General features: G+C 44.3%; 14 protein-coding genes. 8 read left to right on the top strand and 6 right to left on the bottom strand.

Going from position 1 to position 19,292, the window contains the following annotated elements; all coding sequences use genetic code 11:
- Nucleotides 1-36: 36 nt before the first annotated feature.
- Both J7I42_RS22930 and J7I42_RS22925 read right to left on the bottom strand, forming a co-directional pair.
- On the bottom strand, nt 37-618 hold the full coding sequence (locus J7I42_RS22930; RefSeq protein WP_209141211.1) for an RNA polymerase sigma factor: 582 nt from the start codon (nt 616-618) through the stop codon (nt 37-39).
- A 525-nt stretch (nt 619-1,143) separates the two neighbouring features.
- Nucleotides 1,144-1,761, bottom strand: a complete 618-nt coding sequence (locus J7I42_RS22925) for an RNA polymerase sigma factor (protein ID WP_209141210.1) — start codon at nt 1,759-1,761, stop codon at nt 1,144-1,146.
- Between the two features lie 632 nt (nt 1,762-2,393).
- Here J7I42_RS22925 and J7I42_RS22920 point away from each other — a divergent pair.
- Nucleotides 2,394-2,756: a tellurite resistance TerB family protein gene (locus J7I42_RS22920; protein WP_209141209.1), complete on the top strand. Its 363-nt coding sequence runs from the start codon at nt 2,394-2,396 to the stop codon at nt 2,754-2,756.
- 325 nt (nt 2,757-3,081) lie between these two features.
- Here J7I42_RS22920 and J7I42_RS22915 read toward each other — a convergent pair whose 3' ends face one another.
- Complete coding sequence (locus tag J7I42_RS22915; protein ID WP_209141208.1) at nt 3,082-4,920, bottom strand: gamma-glutamyltransferase family protein; 1,839 nt, start codon at nt 4,918-4,920, stop codon at nt 3,082-3,084.
- A gap of 425 nt (nt 4,921-5,345) precedes the next feature.
- Here J7I42_RS22915 and J7I42_RS22910 point away from each other — a divergent pair, with 425 nt between their 5' ends.
- The 3 genes from J7I42_RS22910 (at nt 5,346) to J7I42_RS22900 (ending at nt 8,794) form a co-directional block, all read left to right on the top strand.
- Nucleotides 5,346-6,983, top strand: a complete 1,638-nt coding sequence (locus J7I42_RS22910) for a L,D-transpeptidase family protein (RefSeq protein WP_209141207.1) — start codon at nt 5,346-5,348, stop codon at nt 6,981-6,983.
- Between the two features lie 345 nt (nt 6,984-7,328).
- Nucleotides 7,329-7,598 carry a hypothetical protein gene (locus tag J7I42_RS22905; protein ID WP_209141206.1) on the top strand — a complete coding sequence of 90 codons (270 nt, stop codon included), beginning with the start codon at nt 7,329-7,331 and terminating at the stop codon, nt 7,596-7,598.
- Between the two features lie 1,043 nt (nt 7,599-8,641).
- Nucleotides 8,642-8,794 (top strand): hypothetical protein, encoded by a 153-nt coding sequence (locus J7I42_RS22900; protein ID WP_209141205.1) that lies wholly within the window; start codon nt 8,642-8,644, stop codon nt 8,792-8,794.
- 352 nt (nt 8,795-9,146) lie between these two features.
- Here J7I42_RS22900 and J7I42_RS22895 read toward each other — a convergent pair whose 3' ends face one another.
- From J7I42_RS22895 to J7I42_RS22885, 3 genes are all read right to left on the bottom strand, one after another.
- A complete protein-coding gene (locus tag J7I42_RS22895; RefSeq protein ID WP_209141204.1) occupies nt 9,147-9,392 on the bottom strand; it encodes a hypothetical protein in 246 nt (81 codons plus the stop codon).
- A 116-nt stretch (nt 9,393-9,508) separates the two neighbouring features.
- Nucleotides 9,509-10,777, bottom strand: a complete 1,269-nt coding sequence (locus J7I42_RS22890; protein ID WP_209141203.1) for a flavin monoamine oxidase family protein — start codon at nt 10,775-10,777, stop codon at nt 9,509-9,511.
- 265 nt (nt 10,778-11,042) lie between these two features.
- Entirely contained in the window at nt 11,043-12,302 is a 1,260-nt protein-coding gene (locus J7I42_RS22885) for an alkaline phosphatase family protein (RefSeq protein ID WP_209141202.1), read from the bottom strand.
- Between the two features lie 236 nt (nt 12,303-12,538).
- Between J7I42_RS22885 and J7I42_RS22880 the strand changes: the two genes are divergently transcribed.
- The 4 genes from J7I42_RS22880 (at nt 12,539) to J7I42_RS22865 (ending at nt 19,137) form a co-directional block, all read left to right on the top strand.
- The gene (locus J7I42_RS22880; RefSeq protein WP_209141201.1) at nt 12,539-15,133 is read left to right on the top strand and encodes a rhamnogalacturonan lyase family protein; all 2,595 of its coding nucleotides are present in this window, start codon (nt 12,539-12,541) and stop codon (nt 15,131-15,133) included.
- Nucleotides 15,134-15,595: 462 nt separating this feature from the next.
- Nucleotides 15,596-16,111, top strand: a complete 516-nt coding sequence (locus tag J7I42_RS22875; protein WP_209141200.1) for a YdeI/OmpD-associated family protein — start codon at nt 15,596-15,598, stop codon at nt 16,109-16,111.
- 807 nt (nt 16,112-16,918) lie between these two features.
- Entirely contained in the window at nt 16,919-17,878 is a 960-nt protein-coding gene (locus tag J7I42_RS22870) for a hypothetical protein (RefSeq protein WP_209141199.1), read from the top strand.
- 221 nt (nt 17,879-18,099) lie between these two features.
- On the top strand, nt 18,100-19,137 hold the full coding sequence (locus J7I42_RS22865) for a PhoH family protein (RefSeq protein WP_236065557.1): 1,038 nt from the start codon (nt 18,100-18,102) through the stop codon (nt 19,135-19,137).
- The last annotated feature ends 155 nt before the right edge of the window (nt 19,138-19,292 follow it).

Genomic DNA, 19,292 nt, shown 5'->3' with positions numbered 1-19,292 from the left:
GTATGATAAATAAAACATCAGGGGGTGTCAAATATATTAAGACAATAAAATATACAAAACAGGTGACAAGCCGGTAAAATAATAATAGTCGCGCAGACTTTCCCGAAGTTTTACAAAAGCCCGTCGCAGCTGCGTTTTAACCGTATTAACAGTTACCCCGGCAATAACAGCTGCCTCCTGGTACTTTTTGCCTTCCACGCAAACCAGCTCAAAAATACGTTTGCATTGCTCAGGTAGTTGGGCAATAACGCTTTGTACCATTTGAGCCGTTTCCTGGATCTCCATTACGTGGGTATTTTCAATGATGTCTATCCGCTCCTGGTAAGTCTTTTCTTTTCGGTTAACCCTGCTCTTATGCTTTAGCAAATTTAAAGCAGCATGTTTAACCATGGTGGTAAGGTATGCACCCAGCGATTGTTGTACAATCTCAAATTTGCGTTCCTGCCAGAATTTTACAAAAACATCCTGTACCAGGTCTTCCGCTTCGCCTTCATCTTGCAATAACAGATATGCCTGTATGCACAACGTTTTGTAATACCGTTGGAATAACGCTTTAAACCCTTGTGGGTCAGCCGTTTTGAGCAATTGCAGTAGGATATGGTCTGTTTCAGCACCCATTCGTTTAAGGTTTATGCCATTAATAGTTGAGTTTTATATACCAGTTTTTCAACCAGGTACATAAACGAAAAGCGGCTGCATTATCAATAGATATGCATATTTTGACATGACGGGCGCGGAAATGAGTTGCTATGATTTGTGCATTCCGTTTTTAGTAATAACAAGCAATCAGAAGATTTTAAACAGGTACGTGCTGAACTATTATAGCGTACTTCCCTTGCAGTCTTTTGGACTTGTTCATTCAGGTTTTCGCTTTGTACGGGATTATTTAACAGTGGATCGAATACCTAATGTACTGAAAAAGTTTTGAAACTTACAAACGTTTATGCTAAAAAGTTAGGGGAGATAATTGTTTTTTGTAACAATATCCATTAAAGTATAGTTCTATATTTATTGAACTACAGGTAGTTAATTAGTTATTTAGTTTGTTTGTTTATCTGTTTTTTAGTTTGCTTAACCCGCGGTCAACTTACTAACTCAATAACTCAGGAACCCAATAACAAACAAACTAATAAACTAACTAACTTATAAACTATCACTCCCACAACCAACAGCAATGAAATAAATAAAGAGGGGGATAGAGAAAAGATCGGACGTAATTAATTTTTCACGCAACAACCTGATGCCGCTGATACGACGTTGCGCTACCATAACGGTTGTAAGCCCCGATTCTTCCGCTGCCTGCTGTATGGTGAGGCGATCGTAAAACAACAGCCGGAATACAATTTGTTCCTGTGCCGGTAGGTCCATCACCTGCTCTTGCATTTTGCGCAATACGGCTGACCGAACCAGGGACTCATCAAAACGGTCAATAGCTATCAGCGCCTGGTTATACCAGGCAGCATCACTACCCGGTCCATTTTTTTTATCGGCCCTGATATAGGCTAAACAAATGTTCCGTACCGTTATGTACAGGAAAGCTTTTATATCGGGCAATTGATGGAACCGGTCGCGCATCCCAAACAGCTTGATGAATGTTTCCTGAACAATATGATGCGCTTCTTCTTTATTAATAATTAACTGACTGGCAAAATCGAGCAAAGCGGGGTAATGTTCCTCGTACAACTCTTTCACAACAAAATAATGGCCACGCTTAAAATCGGTAATAACATCGTGGTTACGGGCAGACAGGGTCATGGGCATTTTTAAAATTGTCAAGAATGATTAACCGGATAAAGCCTTTGAAGACAAAATAAAGTTTCGCAGAAATTACAACCTCGAAGATAAGGCCTGACTATAGAGTGGGATAAGCCAAAAAACTGATGATGATCACTCTTTGTAGCATTGACAGGATGAGTGAGTAAATATAGCGAATTGGAAAATTTCACAAGGCAATTCACCGCTAAAATCGTAAATTTCTTTATCAACATTGTTTGTAAGGCAGTGGGCAATAGGCAATGGGCTTCAACTAAAGCAGTCTGAGTAATAGCCGGATTAATGAATTATCAGAGACCTGTTGCCGCGTCTGCCTGAAGCTTTCTGACTTTCGTAGTTGGCGCGCTGAGGTATATTACGTGTAGAGTATGGCGTGCAGTGAGATGCCCAGGTTCTATTTTACATTTCATTCGCCAACACGCGGAAGACTCAAATTTAGAGAACCCATTCCCGATTGCCGTATTGCTGTATTGCCGACTTGTTCGCCGTAGCCTTGGCGTAGGCGAATGGCAACATGGCTCAATAGTTGATCTATTCCACACTAAATAAATTTAATTATGTATACCGGTTTATTAAAAGCTCCAGAGGAAGGAATATGCCACCTGTTTTATTACTGTTGTATGAAGGATGGTAAATTTCAGGAATCTGAACTAGACACCATATCCGACAAATTGGTTACCCTTGGTCTGCAAAAGAAACTCAACTTCAAGGACGAAATGCGAAAATTCAAATCCTACCAAAGCAGCATTACCGATGAAGATATGTATTTGAATTACCTGATCAGTCTTTTTAAACCAACCAATAACCTGGCCCTGCTTTCCTGGTGTATTGAGTTATGTGATGCCGATGGCAATATTAGCGCTGAAGAGGAACGACTGCTTACCCGCATTGGCAATTTGCTGAATATAGGCGATACCGAACAAGACCTGGTACAACGATTAATGAAGCAGCGAGCGACAGTACTGGTGAAAAAAGAATTTTAAAAGATAGCCGGCAATCGGCAATCTTGAATTTAATAAAGATGTTCAATATTGAAAACCATTGCTAGCCTGCCCCGACTTGTCGGGGATCCAAGACAAAAAGAAAGCCGGATGCCTACCCAGGCACCCGGCGTGCTACCACATCTCTATTCTTCCATGCGTTATATTTGAATTGAATTCAGTCAGCAACCATTTTGTTTTTAATCACATCTTCAACATCCCATATTCTTCTTTTATATCAACAATAACAACAAAATTATGCCACCGCCTTACTGGTTCAAATCACCTATGTAACAATATGATATGTAGTTAAATTTCCACGATTTCGCTACCATCCTACCCCATAATCTTCACCATGATTACTTGAACCACCCCACATAGTTCCATGCCTGCTATCGAAGTAAATGGCATTCACTGGCCCGCTTGTACGATCTTCAAAACTCAGCTTATAACCCATTTTTATCAGCTCACGCCGTATCCAGTCGGGTGTATTACTGTTCACCAGTAATGAGCCAGGTTTCGGTTTGCGGTCTTCCCCTCCTAACGACAGGTACAATTGATTGGTATTAACATTCGGCGCTTCAACCGCTTCCTGCACGGTCATCCCAAACTCGGTTACATTTAAAAAGAACTGCAACAGGTTTTGGTCCTGCGTATCGCCGCCCTGCACTGCAAAAGACAAAAATGGTTTACCCTCTTTCATGGCCAGTGTGGGGGTAAGCGTTACCCGTGGACGTTTACCGGGTTCTACCACATTAAAGGGATCGAGTACCGAATCAAGTACAAAACTTTGCATCCGCTGGCTCATGCCTACTCCTGTACGGCCAGCGATGCAGGCTGGCAGCCAGCCGCCACTGGGGGTAACCGAAACCACCCATCCTGCTGAATCGGCTGCTTCTACCGAGGTAGTACCCAGCCATAACTTCTCCATATATTTTTCATCAATGGGTGCATAAGACAACGACTTGTTGCCACTCCATTGCTGTAAATAATTTGTAAAGGGATTTGTTTTTCCTTCAAACGGATAGGGATCTCCTGGTAAAGCAGGCGCCAGGTTTTTGTCAGGATTGATCAATTTGGCCCGTTCCTTTGCATATTCTTTCGACAACAATCCTTTCATTGGTTCCTCAGGTGCAAAGTAAGGATCGCCATAATAGAAGTCCCGGTCAGCAAAAGCCAGTTGCATGGCCTGCGTTACGGTATGAATATAACGGGCTGAGTTATAGCCCATGCTTTTCAAATCGAAATTCTCAAGAATATTCAACATCTGCAGCATGGCCGGACCTTGTGTCCACTGTTTTAATTTATAAACATCTATTCCTTTATAGTTAACACTCATGGGTTCCTCAATCATCACTTTCCATTTGGCCAGGTCGGCTTCTGTTATTAAACCACCCTGTTCCTGGCACCCCCGTACAAATTCCTTGGCTATATCACCGGTATAGAACCGGGCGTAGGCGGCATAGATCGCTTCTTTGCGGTTCTTTCCTTTTTTCAAAGCCTGTTGTTCAGCCTCCACCATTTTGCGCAGGGTTTCCAACAGATCGGTTTGTTTGAAGATCTCACCTGCCTCTGGCGCTTCCCGTTCCTGTCCTACATGGGGTAAAAAAACAGCTTTGGAATAAGGCCATTGCTTTATTCTTTCTTTTCCCCGCTCCATACTGTTAGCTGTTTGCGCTTCAATGGGGTAACCTGCCGCCAATTGCATGGCGGGCGTAAATACGTCTTTCAGGCTCATGGTACCATATTCTGCCAGCATGGTGCATATGCCCCCAGGTGTTCCGGGTGTTACTGCTGCCAGCGGGCCATATTCTGGTACATAATGCATTCCTTTGCTTTTGAAAAAACCAGGCGTTGCGCCAGTGGGCGCCATCCCCAGGGCATTAATACCTATTATTTTACCTGTGTGCGGATTATAGATCAGGGCCTGTGTTTCGCCACCCCAGCTCAGTACGTCCCACATGGTGCAGGTAGCCGCTATCATGGCACAAGCCGCATCTACGGCATTGCCGCCTTTTTGAAAAATAGTGGCGCCAGCCGTAGCCGCCAGGGGTTTGCCGGTTATGGCCAGCCAGTTCTTTGCGTGTAAAGGTGGTTTTTGCGTTTGCTGCGCCTGAAGGGAAAGTAGCAGGCACAGACAAAAAGAGAGAACCAGGATTTTTCTCATTTGATGTGTTTGTTTTGATTTGCTAAAGATAAGACGTTGTTGGTGAATGGGTTCGTTTACCGCCCTTCCCATGATAGTACCACTTATAATTACTATTACTTCACGCTAACCCATAAAAACAAGTGTTCGGAAGCAGTTGATATTCATGACATATATATAGATATCCCGTAGATAATCCGTATATATCCCGTATATATCCCGGAGATAACCCGTCTCTTAATAGATACGGGATATCTCCAGGAAAACTTCAGTATATAAGCAACTATTAACTGCCATCCATATAAATAGGCAGACAGTGTAGAATGAATTCCACATGATGTGATCTGGAATTAGATAAGATGTAGCCCTGATTTAATTGATAATTATCAATTTAGAAAAGAAGTGCCCAATTTTCCGATGGTATAAAATTTCATTTATCATGATCTATGAAACACCTCTTCTATTTAATACTCGTTACCCTTATATTATCCGGCTGTGCAGATAATGGAGATAAGAACAAAAATGAAGAAAGTGGAGGGTCCAATGCCCCCAGGAATATTTCTACCCGCGATTACAGCATTACAAAAGACAATTCTTATGCTGACCTGTTTTTAGACAGCGCCTCCCTGGCTGATTTTATAGCCCGTCATCAGGTGGCCGATTCACTTGCCAACCGTATGCTTAGCTTTTACAATGCCCGTAATTATCAATATGCCTGGTTTACCAGTGATGGGTTTACCGAAGAGGCCCAGGGATTCTGGAACCTTTTGGAACATTACCTTACTTACACCGGCGACACAACACTGGCTAATAAAACGCTTGAAAAACGAATGAACCGCCTGTTGGCCGATAGTTTTACGGTAAACGCCAGTGACAAGAACATGCGCCAAACCGAATTACAGCTTACCCATACCCTGCTTAAATATGCTGCTAAAAAATTCGAGAAGGGGTATGTAAAACGCAAAGAGCTGGAGCGGTTCGTTCCCTTTAAAAAAGCCGATCCCATTCAACTGGCTGATTCCCTGCTTTCAAAAAAGCATAAAGACAATAAATATTTCGAAGATATCAATGCCAATTACAAATCATTAAAGGAGCAGCTGCAGAAATATTTCGACCTGAATAAACGGGGCACCCTGCCTGCGATCCCTGTAGAGGCAAAATCATTAAAGAAAGGTAAATCATCACCGCACGTTCCACTAATAAAGCAGTATCTGCAAATGACCGGCGACCTGGCCGGGAACGACACCTCCGACGTATTCAATGATAACCTGGCAGAAGGCATATCGCATATACAGGAGCGTTTTGGCTTTAAGGGTACCGGCACGTTAAGCAAAGAGCTGATCGCCGAAATGAACGTACCGCTGCGCAACCGTATTGAGCAGATCCTGATCAATATGGGCCGTATGCGCTGGATGCCATCCCAGCCCAATGGCACCCTTATTATCATAAACATTCCGGAATTCATTTTACACTTATTTGAAAATGGGAAAAAGGAATTTGATATGAATGTAGTGGTGGGAAAAGACGGGCACAGCACCACCCAGTTTACCGGCACCCTAAACCAGGTTGTATTTGCCCCCTACTGGAATATCCCGCCGCGGATAGTTACCAATGAAATATTACCCGAGATCGAAAAAAATAAAAACTACCTGACGGAGAATGAGATGGAAGATCAGGGCGATAAAGACGGCGATGGAATTCCTGATATCCGTCAGCTTCCTGGAGATAAAAACGCATTAGGCAAGGTAAAGTTCCTGTTTCCCAACAGTTTTGATATTTATCTGCACGATACCCCGGCCAAAAGCTTATTCAACCAGTCAAAAAGAGCCTTCAGCCATGGCTGTATCCGCCTGGCAGATGCCCAGAAAATGGCTGAATACCTTTTGCGCAACGATCCTGACTGGGACGTGACAAAAATAACCGAGGCAATGAATGCCAAAGAACAGAAAGTGGTAAGGCTAAAAGATAAGGCCGAAGTGTTCATCACCTATTATACCGCCTGGGTAGATGACGAAGGCCGCTTGAACTTTAGAGAGGACGTGTATGGGCATGATAAGAAAATAACAAGAATGTTATTTCAATAAGTTTAGTAGGGTGCTGCAATCGGTAGCCGATACACTATAAGCAGCAGAAAGTTCACGCGGGTTGTTCAAATTTTCGGGAGTAAGTATTTTACTTATGAAGTGATGGACCAAACAACTTACTAACTGAATTCTTAAACCGTTTTATCACAGTGAGAAAAAAAGTATACAGTAAAATAAGGTGACATAATTTCCGCTTGTCGATGATCAAAAAAAATGTATACTGTGTAAAATGCAGACGGGCAGCGGTGTGTAGCCGATAAAATTTAAATTAATTAGTGTTTTTTTATAATTGTAGCATGAGAATTGCTCATAACTTTGTGTTTCACTTGTTACATACTTTGGACTATGCGAATTGAAGTAAAGAGAAATATCCACTTCACCAAGTTGGTGAAAGTGAATGGACGGTTGAAGGAATTTAACTTCAGAAAATTGGGTGGCTCCAATGAAGGATTATTTACAGTAGATGTAAGCGATGACAGGGGGAACCGGCTCCTGTTTCGTATGCAAAAAGAACAAGAAAACTGGAAAATACTGCCGCAACAATTGCCCAATTGGATTATGGATAAGGAGAACACATTCCATGATCTGATAGAGGAAGAATTGCGTAGCATTTAGGCCGCAACCTGGTTTCTGCATTCCCTCAAAGCCTGGTCCCGCGATAGCCGGGGGCAACAGGTATGTTATGTTAGCTAAACCTTTAGTTGATCGTTTTTATTGTTGTAACTGGAGTTCAGTTGGCAACGGGCTCACTGTGTACTGTTCACAGTTCACTGTTGACAGTTCATTGTTTACTGTTTACTGTTTAAAGCTTTGAATTCCTTTCCTGGCTCAAATTCCAGGCTATTGGGTTAGTAAGCTATTGAGTTAAAGCTCATAGATACAGTTCCTTGTTCTGTTTCCAGTAAAGAGTTTACAGTATACGGTTCCCTGTTTACTGTTCTTAGTTTGGGATTGTGGTTACTGGGTTTCCAGTAATTCGCTTCAGCTTTTAGTGGCTGAAGGGACAGCTTCTTATGTTATTAAGTTATTGAATTCAAGGACGATAGCTTTCGATTAAAGAAAGTTGATCAAGTTGGTCCGTTAACCAGTCCCAGACGTGTCGGGGAGGAGGAAGTTGATATGGGGTGACGGAGTTGATAGGGTTGAGACAGGAAGTAAGAGGTAGGAGTTTATAGGTAAAAGTACTGCCAGTTGACGCGGTAGGAATACAGAAGATAGCAGGTTTGCCAGTTAACCTGTTGTTGGTCAGATAAATGCAGTAAGTAGCACGTAGGAGGTTGAAAACTGTAGGCTTGTCCGACGGAGTGTGGCAGCCACTGCCCTCCCCAGGCTCTTCAGCTGCGATAGCCTCGGGCAGCAAGGCTTCGGTGGGCAAAACAAGGCTTTGGCATCCGCCTGGCTGCGAAAGCGGGTTGCTTGCTAATCGCCAACTGGCGGACAGTATGTATTTGTGAATTGTTAGTGAACTCGCAGGAAAGATCGGAAACCTACTCACAACTGACAACTTACAACTGACAATGGCTATTGCCTATAAAACTGTGTCTTCCCTTCCCCGGATTTAACAATACTTTTCCCCACTTTATTTTACTAAAACATTGATGTTCAATAGAACTTAGCCGGTGGCATCTTTTTTAAATGTATGTAATAAACATTTAACTATGAAACCGGCAAATTCAAACAGCAGCAGTAGTAGTAATGACATATATCGAAATTCGGAACATGTTGCATTGGTCACCTTTGTGGTGTTTTTGATCACCACCTTTGTGGCCTCCTGTATTTATATAGGCATCGATGGCTTTTTAAGTAAATAAATGATTCAATTATACTCAGTCTACGGATTGCACCCTTCGATTTCACATTCTTCGATTTTGCGTCCTTCGAAATAGCATTACTGGACTTTGCATCCTTCGACTCCTCACTTTCGCCAAGGCTTCGCCTTGCTTCGCTGAAGCTTCGCGAAGGCGCAGTGAGCGAGGCGCTCAGGACGCAGTGAGGACAGCCCTCCCTGCGTTTGCTGTTTGTAGCTAAAGGGTAATATCAATAAAAAGACAATCCTGTTTAATGTAAATAATACAATTAAACATATGGACGTAGCAAGCCGGTTTGCCGACTCTTTACCGACTGCTACGCCCGAGGTAAGGAGTATGGATTAAACAAAAGACTTTAAGCGATATTCATTTTAATACCGACATGGCTATAAACAATACCTGCTTTTTGTTCTAAAGGGGGATATTCAAACAAGAAGTGACTACAGAAGATACTATTCCAGGAATAGCTCTTCTTAAAAGAAGATTGTTCTTCATTTACGATAGATCTGCTACAGAATAAAATTAAAGAACGGATGGGAAATGGTACATAAGGGAAAACATCCGCTACTATCAGAATGGTTGCCTCACCAATCTTCTTCATAGGTAACAATTAGTCGACCACTGTATAACAAAAATGCTGCCACTTGTTATTTAATAGCCAAACAACTACAAAGGATAATGGATTTTTTGGTTTAGCTAGTAATTTTACTATTCACTTTAAACAATCAGCTTAACAACATCTACCCCAGATTGTAAAGCGGCTTCCACTGTTCCTCCATTTATTCCAGCATATAATCCTTCGCCCGCGAAGTATAAAGTATCCTGAACAGGTTCATTTAATAACGCACGCGCATCAGTAGTAAATAATTTATTATAACTATATGCGCCTAAACTACCCGGATTGATCTGCCACTTCGCTATATGCGATGCTGTCACCAGTGCGCTTATTTCATCAACAGGCATGGTAAAGATATTCGCCAGTGACTGTAAAGCTTCCTGCAAAATGGCATCATCAGTAGACTGTGTAAAGCGTGCGGCTTTGGGTCCGCCGAGCCAGCCGGTGAGGACAGCATCGGTATCGGGCAAGTGCGTCCACCAGGTTCGGATAGCTTCTTCACTTAAGATAAAACCGATATCCTGTTTATACCGCAACCAGAAGCGTTCAGAAAACTGGATGATCACTTTTACAACCGCCCCATACCCTATTTGCTGTACAGCCTGCATTTGCGCCGTGATGGCCGGTTCAAAAGCAATAGCAGTAACGTGTTGTGGCGCGGCTTGCAATACGCCCAGCGGAACCGTAATGATGACTTTTTTTGCTGTGAATACCTTTCCATCCGCAGTTACAGCCTCCACCTGGTGAGGTTGCCAGCGAATGGTTTTTACCGGGCTGGACGTATGAATGATACAGCCATCTGCCCTACTGGCTTTTTGCAGGTATTCCATCAACTGTGTATAGCCACCGGGTATGCGGAATTGTTCTTCCTCTTCATGACTCCATTCATCGCGCAAGCCAAATACACTCACCTCACTGGGCTCGGCCACATCGAACCCTTCGGCAAAACGTTGTGCCGATTGCCGCAACAGGGTATACTTTTCGTCACTGAAATATTGCTGCAGAAAATCGGTCAGGGTCATATCGGTTTTCAGCGCGGCCATGCGGTCCATCAATTCATCCCAACCAGCAATAAATTCGTCCTGGGTCGACCATTCTCCATTTTTTACGCGTACCATGTTGCCCCCAACCGGTTGATAGGACATGCTTGCTTCTTTCAACAGTTGCATGGTAATGGGTAGTTTACCATGCATAAACTCCGCCCCTTCTTCTATGGGTTTTATAAAACCGGTTGGCTGAATGGTATGAATTCTTCCGCCAATGCGGTCATTCGCTTCCAACACGGTAACCTGATGACCGGCCGCGGATAACTTACGAGCAGCCATCAAGCCTGCGGCCCCTGCTCCTATTATTATAATTGCTTGTTGCATAGATTTTGACTTTTGTGATATTAATCGTGAGTTGTGAGTGGTCAGTTGTGAGAGGGTTTCCGATTTTCGGACGTCTCCCATTTTCGCGAGCTTACTCACCACTAACCATTCACCTTTCACTTGTTCACCTTCGGCTCACATCCTTCAATTTTCAAATCCCTTCTTCCCTTATCACCCCCATCAACCCAGTCACCTCTATCAACCCCGCAAGGCGGGGCAGGCTCTGCATTCCTGGTCAACTGGTCAACTGATCAACTTCCTCCCCCTACTTCCCCTTCAACACAGGTCTTAGTACATTCAAAGATCCATCAATTTTATCAGTAATAGTCAATCCAAGGATCTTCGCCACCAACGGATACACATGTACGTTCTCAAAAGCCGGGATATTTAATTGCTTTTTGAACGCTGGTCCCCAGGCATAGAACGTAGCCTGCATTTCAGGCAGGGCATTATCGAAACCGTGTTTACCCAGCAGGCTTCGCCTGCGCCGGAAATTAAACGATTTGGGCGCATGCGGCACCAGGATCATATCGCCGATACGTTGATAATGATCGTCTTTAGCGCTGTAGTGCCAGCGAGCCGGTATTTCATTGGCCAGGTACACGTCATAATCCACCGCCTCCTTTTTCAAAGCCTGGTAAGTGGATTGTACAAAGCTGGTATCATTGGCATACAGGTGCACTAAAACATCCCCATCGGGCACTTTGAATTTTGTGGTATCAATAGCCGAAGGCATGGGCAACTGGTGGACCGTGTCTGCCGCAATCATGCCATGGTCACTTAATAAAATATAATTGATGGGCAGTTTCAGCGAATCGGTCATGCGCACCATTTTATGAATGCTCTCATCAACAAACTGTACCGCTTCTTCTGCCTGTTTCGACTCGGGGCCGAACATGTGTTCTTCATGATCTACCTGCGGTAAATAAAAGGTAATAAGATGTGGCCGTTTATCTTCGGGCAGCTGTAACCAGTTTTTTACCTGTTGAATACGGCTGTCGATATCAATGGAATCGTTATACCGGTAATAATAGGTAGGTCGCACTCCTTTCACCGCTGTTTCAGAACCTACCCAGTAAAAGCTGGCCGTTACCATTTGTTGTTGTTCAGCCAGCACCCAAAGGGGCGTGCCGTTATACCAGCTGCTGTCTTCTACTGCCTTCCGGTTTCCAAGGCGATAGGTCTCGTTCCTTTTTTTATCGTAAAAAGTATTATCCACCAGTCCGTGATGAGCAGGATACAAACCGGTTACCAGTGTATAATGATTGGGAAACGTAAGCGAAGGGTACGAAGGGATCATAGACTTTGCCGCTACCCCCTTACTACGCAGTTGTTGCAAATGAGTGGCGTGGTATTTATCAACCAGGTCGTAGCGCAAGCCATCCACAGAGATCAGGATCACATACGGCTTTTCCTGTTGCTTTTTACTGTTACTACGGCCTGGGATCGTATGCTGGGTAATATCTACCTGGGCTACCAGCCATGCCGGAAAGAACATAATTAATATTGCAATAAATATGCGCATGTAGTTTTGTTTGCAAAAGTAAATATGTTAAAGCTACTATGTATTAAAGTATTTTAAAATCATCCGGAGCGCGTTTATCCACAGAACAGATCAGGATGGTTTTGCCGCATTCTACAACTAACTTCCTACACTATCCGTACAATCTCCGTACTCTCCCCGATCTTAACAACGATTGCCAGCAACCCAACCAGTTGGAAAAGACCATTCCAGTGATTTTCTAACTAAAAAACAGCCATATGAAGTTCGCATTTACTTATCCTGCGAGCAAGGGATTGTTACGCCCTTTTCGCCACCACCTTTCCACAACAACCACCAGTTGTTTATTTTCCATTTCTTTATTGTTGTTCCTTGTTCCGGTGCAGTTACTGGCACAAAAACAAATGGAACAATTGAACCGGGGTGTGGTTGCCGTACGCACCAGCACCAGCCAGGTATATATTGGCTGGCGGTTATTCGGCAATGACCCATCCGGTATAGGATTCAATGTATACCGCAATTCCACCCTGTTGAATGCTACCCCCATTACCAATTCTACCAACTATGTAGACAACATTTCTACCAACAGTGCCTACACCGTACGCCCGGTAATAAACGGGGTGGAACAGGCCGCTTCAGAAGCTGCCAGTGTATGGTCGCAAAACTACCTGAACATCCCGCTGCAGATCCCGGCCGGCGGCACCACGCCCGACGGTGTGGCGTACACGTACAATGCCAACGACTGCAGTGTGGGCGATCTTGACGGTGACGGCGATTATGAATTCATTGTAAAATGGGACCCATCCAATTCGAAGGACAATTCCCAATCGGGTTATACCGGCAATGTGTACCTCGACGCCTACCAAACCAATGGCACCCGGATGTGGCGTATTAACCTGGGTAGAAATATTCGCGCCGGCGCCCATTACACTCAATTCCTGGTATATGATTTTGATGGTGATGGCAAAGCGGAAATGGCCTGTAAAACGGCCGATGGCACTGTTGATGGCGCAGGCACTACTATCGGCAGCTCCAGCGCTGATTACCGCAACTCCAGCGGCTATGTGCTGGATGGGCCGGAATACCTGACTGTATTCAATGGACAAACCGGCGCCGCTATGGCCACTACCAATTATTTACCGGCTCGTGGTACCGTCTCGAGCTGGGGCGACAGCTATGGCAACCGGGTTGACCGCTTTATCGCTGCCGTAGCCTACCTCGACGGGCAACGGCCCAGTATGGTGTTTGGCCGTGGCTATTATACCCGCCTGGTGCGCGTGGCCTGGGACTGGCGCAATGGCCAGCTTACCCAACGCTGGAATTTTGACAGTAATAACTCTGGCAACAGTTCGTATGCAGGCCAGGGCAACCACCAGATGACGGTTGGCGATGCCGATGGCGATGGTAAAGATGAAGTATTCAATGGCTCCAGTGCCGTTAACGACAATGGGACCGGCTTTTGGGCCAATGCTATGGGCCATGGCGATGCCATGCATATGAGCGACATGAACCCCGACCGCGCCGGATTGGAAATATGGCAGTGTTATGAATCGCCCGGCAGTAATGGACAGGTAGGCGCCGCCCTGGTTGATGCGCGTACCGGCGCCCGCATTTTTACGGTGGCCGAAGCTTCTGCCGATGTAGGCCGTGCCATGGCCGCAGACATTGATCCCCGTTATAAAGGGTATGAAATGTGGGCTGCCCGTGGTAATCTGTACACCTGTACCGGGGTTGACATTGGTACCACCAAACCATCTATGAACTTTGGGGTTTGGTGGGATGCCGATCTGCAACGCGAACTGCTCGATAACATTACCATCAGCAAATGGAATTACAGCAGCAGCAGTACCAGTACCCTGTTAACGGCTACCGGTTGCGCTTCCAACAATAGTACAAAAGCAACCCCCTGTTTATCGGGCGATATCCTGGGCGACTGGCGCGAAGAAGTGATCTTAAGAACATCCGACAACAGCGCCCTGCGCATATTCACCACTACCATTACTGCATCCAATCGCATTTATACATTAATGCATGATCCGCAATACCGGGTGGCCATCGCCTGGCAAAACTCGGCATACAACCAGCCACCGCATCCGGGGTTTTATTTGGGTGGCGATATGAGTGCTCCCCCTGTACCTAATATATATTTCCCTGGCAGCAGCAGCGGTTCAACCGTAACCATTCAGGAAAGCGCTACCGGTTTTTGCAGTGTTGATGGCACCATCGACAACAACAATGCCGGCTATACCGGTACAGGCTTTTGTAATACCAGTAATGCTACTGGCAGCGGCATTAACTGGAGTATCTCAGTGCCCACCGCCGGCAGCTATACCATTTCGTGGCGCTATTCAAATGGCAGCGGCAGCGACCGCCCAGCCAGTCTGCTGATCAATGGCAGTACCGTTGTGTCATCCATCAGCTTCCCGGCAACTACCGATTATACGACCTGGACAAATTCACAGTCCATTGTAAGTTTGAATACCGGTACAACTACCATAAGATTGCAAGCCACCAGCAGCGCCGGACTGGCCAATATCGATAACATAAGTGTACAGGGACCTTCTTCAGTAACAGGCGTAAGCTGCGCAGCAGTTGCACGAACTGTTACTACCCTGTCCACCACCGGCCAGCCGAATGTCATCAGCATTTCACCCAACCCCAGCAATCATGTTTTTAATATAAACGCCATTGGCGATTTCAGGTATTTCATTTATGATCAACTGGGAAGGCTGGTTGAAAAAGGGAATGGGCTGAACAAAACAACTATAGGACAGCGGTTGGTACAGGGATCATATACGGTGCAGATTGAACAGGGCGGAAAAAGACAATTGATCAAGATATTGAAGAGACAATAAGGAGTTGTGAGTTGTGAGTGGGCTCGCGAATTTCAGGATTCAGGCAATTAGCGGGCCCACTCACATTTTATATGCCTGGTGCTTTTGGGGCAGTTGAGTCGGCAGACGGCAAATGGCAGACGGTCTCGGCTCAGCCGAGAGCAGACGGCATACGGCAAATCTTCGACGCGGCAGTTGTAAAAACTATGTTCTAGCCCTTGATCCGGCAAGTTGATTCTTCGCATTTTCGCCTTAGGCTCACAACCTTCTTTCAACTTTCCAATTCCTATTTCCTACATTTTACCTCTTACTTCCCTTATCACTCCATCAACCATATTTACCTCCTTCCACGTCAACTTATCAACTTCCAACCTCCTACTTCTTACCTCCTACTTCCCTTATCAACCATATCAACCTTCTTTCTTCCTCCTCAACTGGTCAGTTTATTTCTTCCTATATTAGCAACAGAACTACAATAAAACAATGGTAACATTTACCACCACATTATTACAATTTGCCGAGCAGGGGGAAAAAACAGGCTGGACGTATATTGAAATACCAGCCGATATAGGTGAGCAACTAAAGCCCGGTAATAAAAAGTCGTTTCGCGTTAAAGGTAAATTGGACAATTTTTCCATAAAAAGTGTGGCCATAATGCCCATGGGTGGTGGCCGGTTTATTCTGGCCGTAAATGCCGACATGCGAAAAGGCATTGGAAAACGTAAAGGGGCGATGGTAAAAGTGCAGTTACAAGAAGATAAAACCGAAAAACCAACAGATGCCGACCTGCTGGAATGTTTGAAAGACGATCCGGACGCAAAAGCCGGTTGGGACAAATTAACCAAAGGCCATCAGCGTTACTTCAGCACCTGGATAGAAAGCGCCAAAACGGAGGCCACCAAAACCAAACGGCTCACTATGTCTATGAAGGCCCTGGCAAAGGGTTGGGGTTATTCCGAAATGATCAGGGCCGCCAAAGCGGAAAAAGACGGCCTGTAAAAGCTGGGTTACGAACAACTGTGTTATTTACACCTTCAAAACGATCACAATAAGCGTATAAGCACGCTAAATTATTGTAACATATTTCAAATTGAATATACTGCCGGCTAAAATTTTGCGTTATATCATTATACCGGAATAAGTACTATTTCGGCGGCATTTGTATGTGAACTATTATTAATAACACGATCTTTTTATAATAAAAAAAACTTTTCACTGTTTTTAAATTAGTTAATTTACTAATTTGCCGCTGCATACTAATACCCTATGATGAATATAATTCTACTTACTTTCATTTGTATTATAACCATATCCTATGTGCAGGGGCTGCTGTTACAAGGTATAGTTAGGCAATGGAAGCCGGAAAACCCAACAGCCAGCCTGTTACGTGCTCCGGGTAGCATTTATCTCCAGGCAGTATTTAATTATTCCCTTTTTACATCAAATAAGTCAGCTTTTGTTTATATAAACAAGGTGCGGAGCGTACAGTGAGTGAACGGCCCGGTTCAAGGGTCAGTTATATTTTAAATATAACCTGACAATAAAAGTTCTTTTACAAATCACTTTTAAATAACAGATCCGTCTGTTATATTAGCGAAAAAGTTGATACAACAAGAAGCATAAGGCACACTTGCAGTCAACTCATCGAAAAGTGTAAAATGGTTTATAAGTTACACCCTATAGATATACCGGGAAACCGGAATATCAGTTCCGCTAACAGGCGGAACACCCCTAGACCAGGCATTGCAACATTAAAAAAATAAGTGAGTTCAATTATTTTTATCAATCAATTTTAAAAACCGTTCTATGATAAGTAAGTGTTCCCTAACCACACTTCTGCTCATCATCTCCGCAGTCAGCTTTGGTCAAAACAAGGTTGATATTGAAGGAGTATGGAAAACCCAGGACCAAAAGGACAGCCTGTTAGTAAGCGTAAGCGGACAGAGTAATCCCTCAGTATTTGTTTATTTTCCAGGAAAAGCCAAGTTCTTACCATTTACTGTCAATGGGAACGAGCTGGTACACTTTGAGCCTGATGCATCCAAAATGACATTGAGCTTTGATGGAAAGACCATCACCGATGGTGGTAAAAAGTATTCCAGAGTAACTTCAGAATCACCTGTTAACAGCAAAACTGTAACAGTAAGTGCTGATGACTTCTTTGATTACAGTACCAGCAACTATTATGCAGGTATCAACTTCTATTTGTCATCACACCCAGGCCTGCCATTTGTGCCTAACCCTGCTTTCATTGCCAAAAGGAAAATGAAAGAGATCAAAATTGAAAAATTATTCCTGCGGGCAAGCGGCAGCGCTGAGCCTTCAGGTCAAAAAGAATATGACCTGGTATATAATTTCAATGCTACCGGCCAGATCACCACTGTACAGGTAATACCTTCAGGTGTTGGTCAGGAAACCGATACATGGACTTACTCTTACAACGGCGATAAACTGCAAAAGATCAGCTCGCCCGGCAGAGTATTGCAATTCGATAACGACAACTGGGAAGTAGATGCCCGTCAGCAGAAAAAAGTGCCGTTCATTTTCCCCATGTGGCAATATAGCAATAACAGACCTGCTACTGCCACATTACCTTACATGACCGGCGTGCCGCTGAATGAATATGCTTACAATGGTGCCAACCAGTTGGAAAAGATCTGTTCGAAAGATGTTAGTGAACCGAACATTCTGCAACACTGCACCAAAATTGATTATGATAAAAACGGAGCACCGATAAGAATAACAGAGATCAAGATCAGTAAATAAGTGCCAAAGCCACTTACTATCATATAGAAAATGTCCCGATTCATCGGGACATTTTTGTTTTAGCACATTTAACGAAAACACCACAACATTTTCAATTTTCCACATGTTGTGAATAAGTAACTTTACGACAATGCTGTTCCAAATAATTATATTTGGAATAGATGAAAAAAGAGGATGTCAGGAATATTATCCTGTATTTGTGAAACCTAAATTGATGTGCATTGACAGAAACTATAATTAGCCTTGAAACTGTAAACCCTATTGAGTTTTTCGGTGTAAACAACCAAAAACTGGATATTCTCAAGAAAAAATTCCCGCTTTTAAAAATCCTTTCAAGAGGAACTCAAATCAAATTAAGCGGCTCGCCTGAACAAGTTGAAAGCGCCAAGGAAAAAATTGACCTCATTGTTCAATACCTGGAGCGCAATGGCCATATGAGCGAGAACTACTTTGAGCAGATCCTGGGCGGCGACGACGCCGAAACAGTCGACAATTTCATTGACCGCAATCCCAACGACATACTTGTTTTTGGCCCCAACGGAAAAACAGTTCGGGCCCGCACTATAAACCAGAAAAGACTGGTTCAGGTGGCTGAAAAAAATGACATTGTATTTGCCATAGGTCCTGCCGGTACGGGTAAAACCTATACCGCCGTAGCCCTGGCCGTTCGGGCATTGAAAAACAAAATGGTCAAAAAGATCATTCTTACCCGCCCTGCGGTAGAAGCCGGCGAAAGCCTTGGTTTCTTACCCGGCGATCTAAAAGAGAAGATCGATCCCTATCTGCGTCCCCTGTATGACGCACTCGACGATATGATACCGGCCGACAAGCTGGGGTATTATATGAGCACCCGCGTTATTGAAATTGCGCCCCTCGCCTACATGCGGGGCCGGACGCTCGATAATGCCTTTATCATCCTGGATGAGGCGCAAAACTCAACCGATCTTCAACTTAAGATGTTCCTCACCCGTATTGGCGCCAATGCCAAAGCCATTATTACCGGCGATTTAACGCAGATCGACCTGCCGAAAAATCAACGCAGTGGATTGGAAAAAGCCGCCCGTATTTTACGGAACATCGATGGCATTGCGCATATTGAGCTGGACGAAGAAGACGTAGTGCGTCACCGCCTCGTAAAAGCCATTATCCGGGCTTACGACAAGGACCACAAAGAAACCGATGTTCACCCGGACCAACGCCCCAGAGAGCACTGGCGCGACCGGAAAGAACGCACTGATCGTTCTGAGGAAACCAAGTAATTGTAAATAATAAACAAAAAAAAGGAAGTATGATAATCGTACTTCCTTTTTTTGTGAAACGGCAGACAGCAATAGGCAATAGGCAATGGGCATAGGCAATGGGCAGTTGTGAGTTGGCTCGCCCCCTTAAAAACACATTACACTAAAAAAGCATA

This window comes from Niastella soli (assembly GCF_017742245.1).
Taxonomy (GTDB): Bacteria; Bacteroidota; Bacteroidia; order Chitinophagales; family Chitinophagaceae; genus Niastella; species Niastella soli.
The sequence above is the reverse complement of the archived record's forward strand: the minus strand, read 5'-3'. Positions and strand labels throughout refer to the sequence as shown.

What these genes read in the sequence shown, in the direction of transcription:
- J7I42_RS22910 (WP_209141207.1), top strand. Translation starts at nt 5,346, where the DNA reads ATGAAACACCTCTTCTATTTAATACTCGTTACCCTTATATTATCCGGC.
- J7I42_RS22880 (WP_209141201.1), top strand. Translation starts at nt 12,539, where the DNA reads ATGAAGTTCGCATTTACTTATCCTGCGAGCAAGGGATTGTTACGCCCT.
- J7I42_RS22925 (WP_209141210.1), bottom strand. Translation starts at nt 1,761, where the DNA reads ATGCCCATGACCCTGTCTGCCCGTAACCACGATGTTATTACCGATTTT.
- J7I42_RS22900 (WP_209141205.1), top strand. Translation starts at nt 8,642, where the DNA reads ATGAAACCGGCAAATTCAAACAGCAGCAGTAGTAGTAATGACATATAT.
- J7I42_RS22870 (WP_209141199.1), top strand. Translation starts at nt 16,919, where the DNA reads ATGATAAGTAAGTGTTCCCTAACCACACTTCTGCTCATCATCTCCGCA.
- J7I42_RS22885 (WP_209141202.1), bottom strand. Translation starts at nt 12,302, where the DNA reads ATGCGCATATTTATTGCAATATTAATTATGTTCTTTCCGGCATGGCTG.
- J7I42_RS22920 (WP_209141209.1), top strand. Translation starts at nt 2,394, where the DNA reads ATGAAGGATGGTAAATTTCAGGAATCTGAACTAGACACCATATCCGAC.
- J7I42_RS22915 (WP_209141208.1), bottom strand. Translation starts at nt 4,920, where the DNA reads ATGAGAAAAATCCTGGTTCTCTCTTTTTGTCTGTGCCTGCTACTTTCC.
- J7I42_RS22890 (WP_209141203.1), bottom strand. Translation starts at nt 10,777, where the DNA reads ATGCAACAAGCAATTATAATAATAGGAGCAGGGGCCGCAGGCTTGATG.
- J7I42_RS22895 (WP_209141204.1), bottom strand. Translation starts at nt 9,392, where the DNA reads ATGAAGAAGATTGGTGAGGCAACCATTCTGATAGTAGCGGATGTTTTC.
- J7I42_RS22905 (WP_209141206.1), top strand. Translation starts at nt 7,329, where the DNA reads ATGCGAATTGAAGTAAAGAGAAATATCCACTTCACCAAGTTGGTGAAA.
- J7I42_RS22875 (WP_209141200.1), top strand. Translation starts at nt 15,596, where the DNA reads ATGGTAACATTTACCACCACATTATTACAATTTGCCGAGCAGGGGGAA.
- J7I42_RS22930 (WP_209141211.1), bottom strand. Translation starts at nt 618, where the DNA reads ATGGGTGCTGAAACAGACCATATCCTACTGCAATTGCTCAAAACGGCT.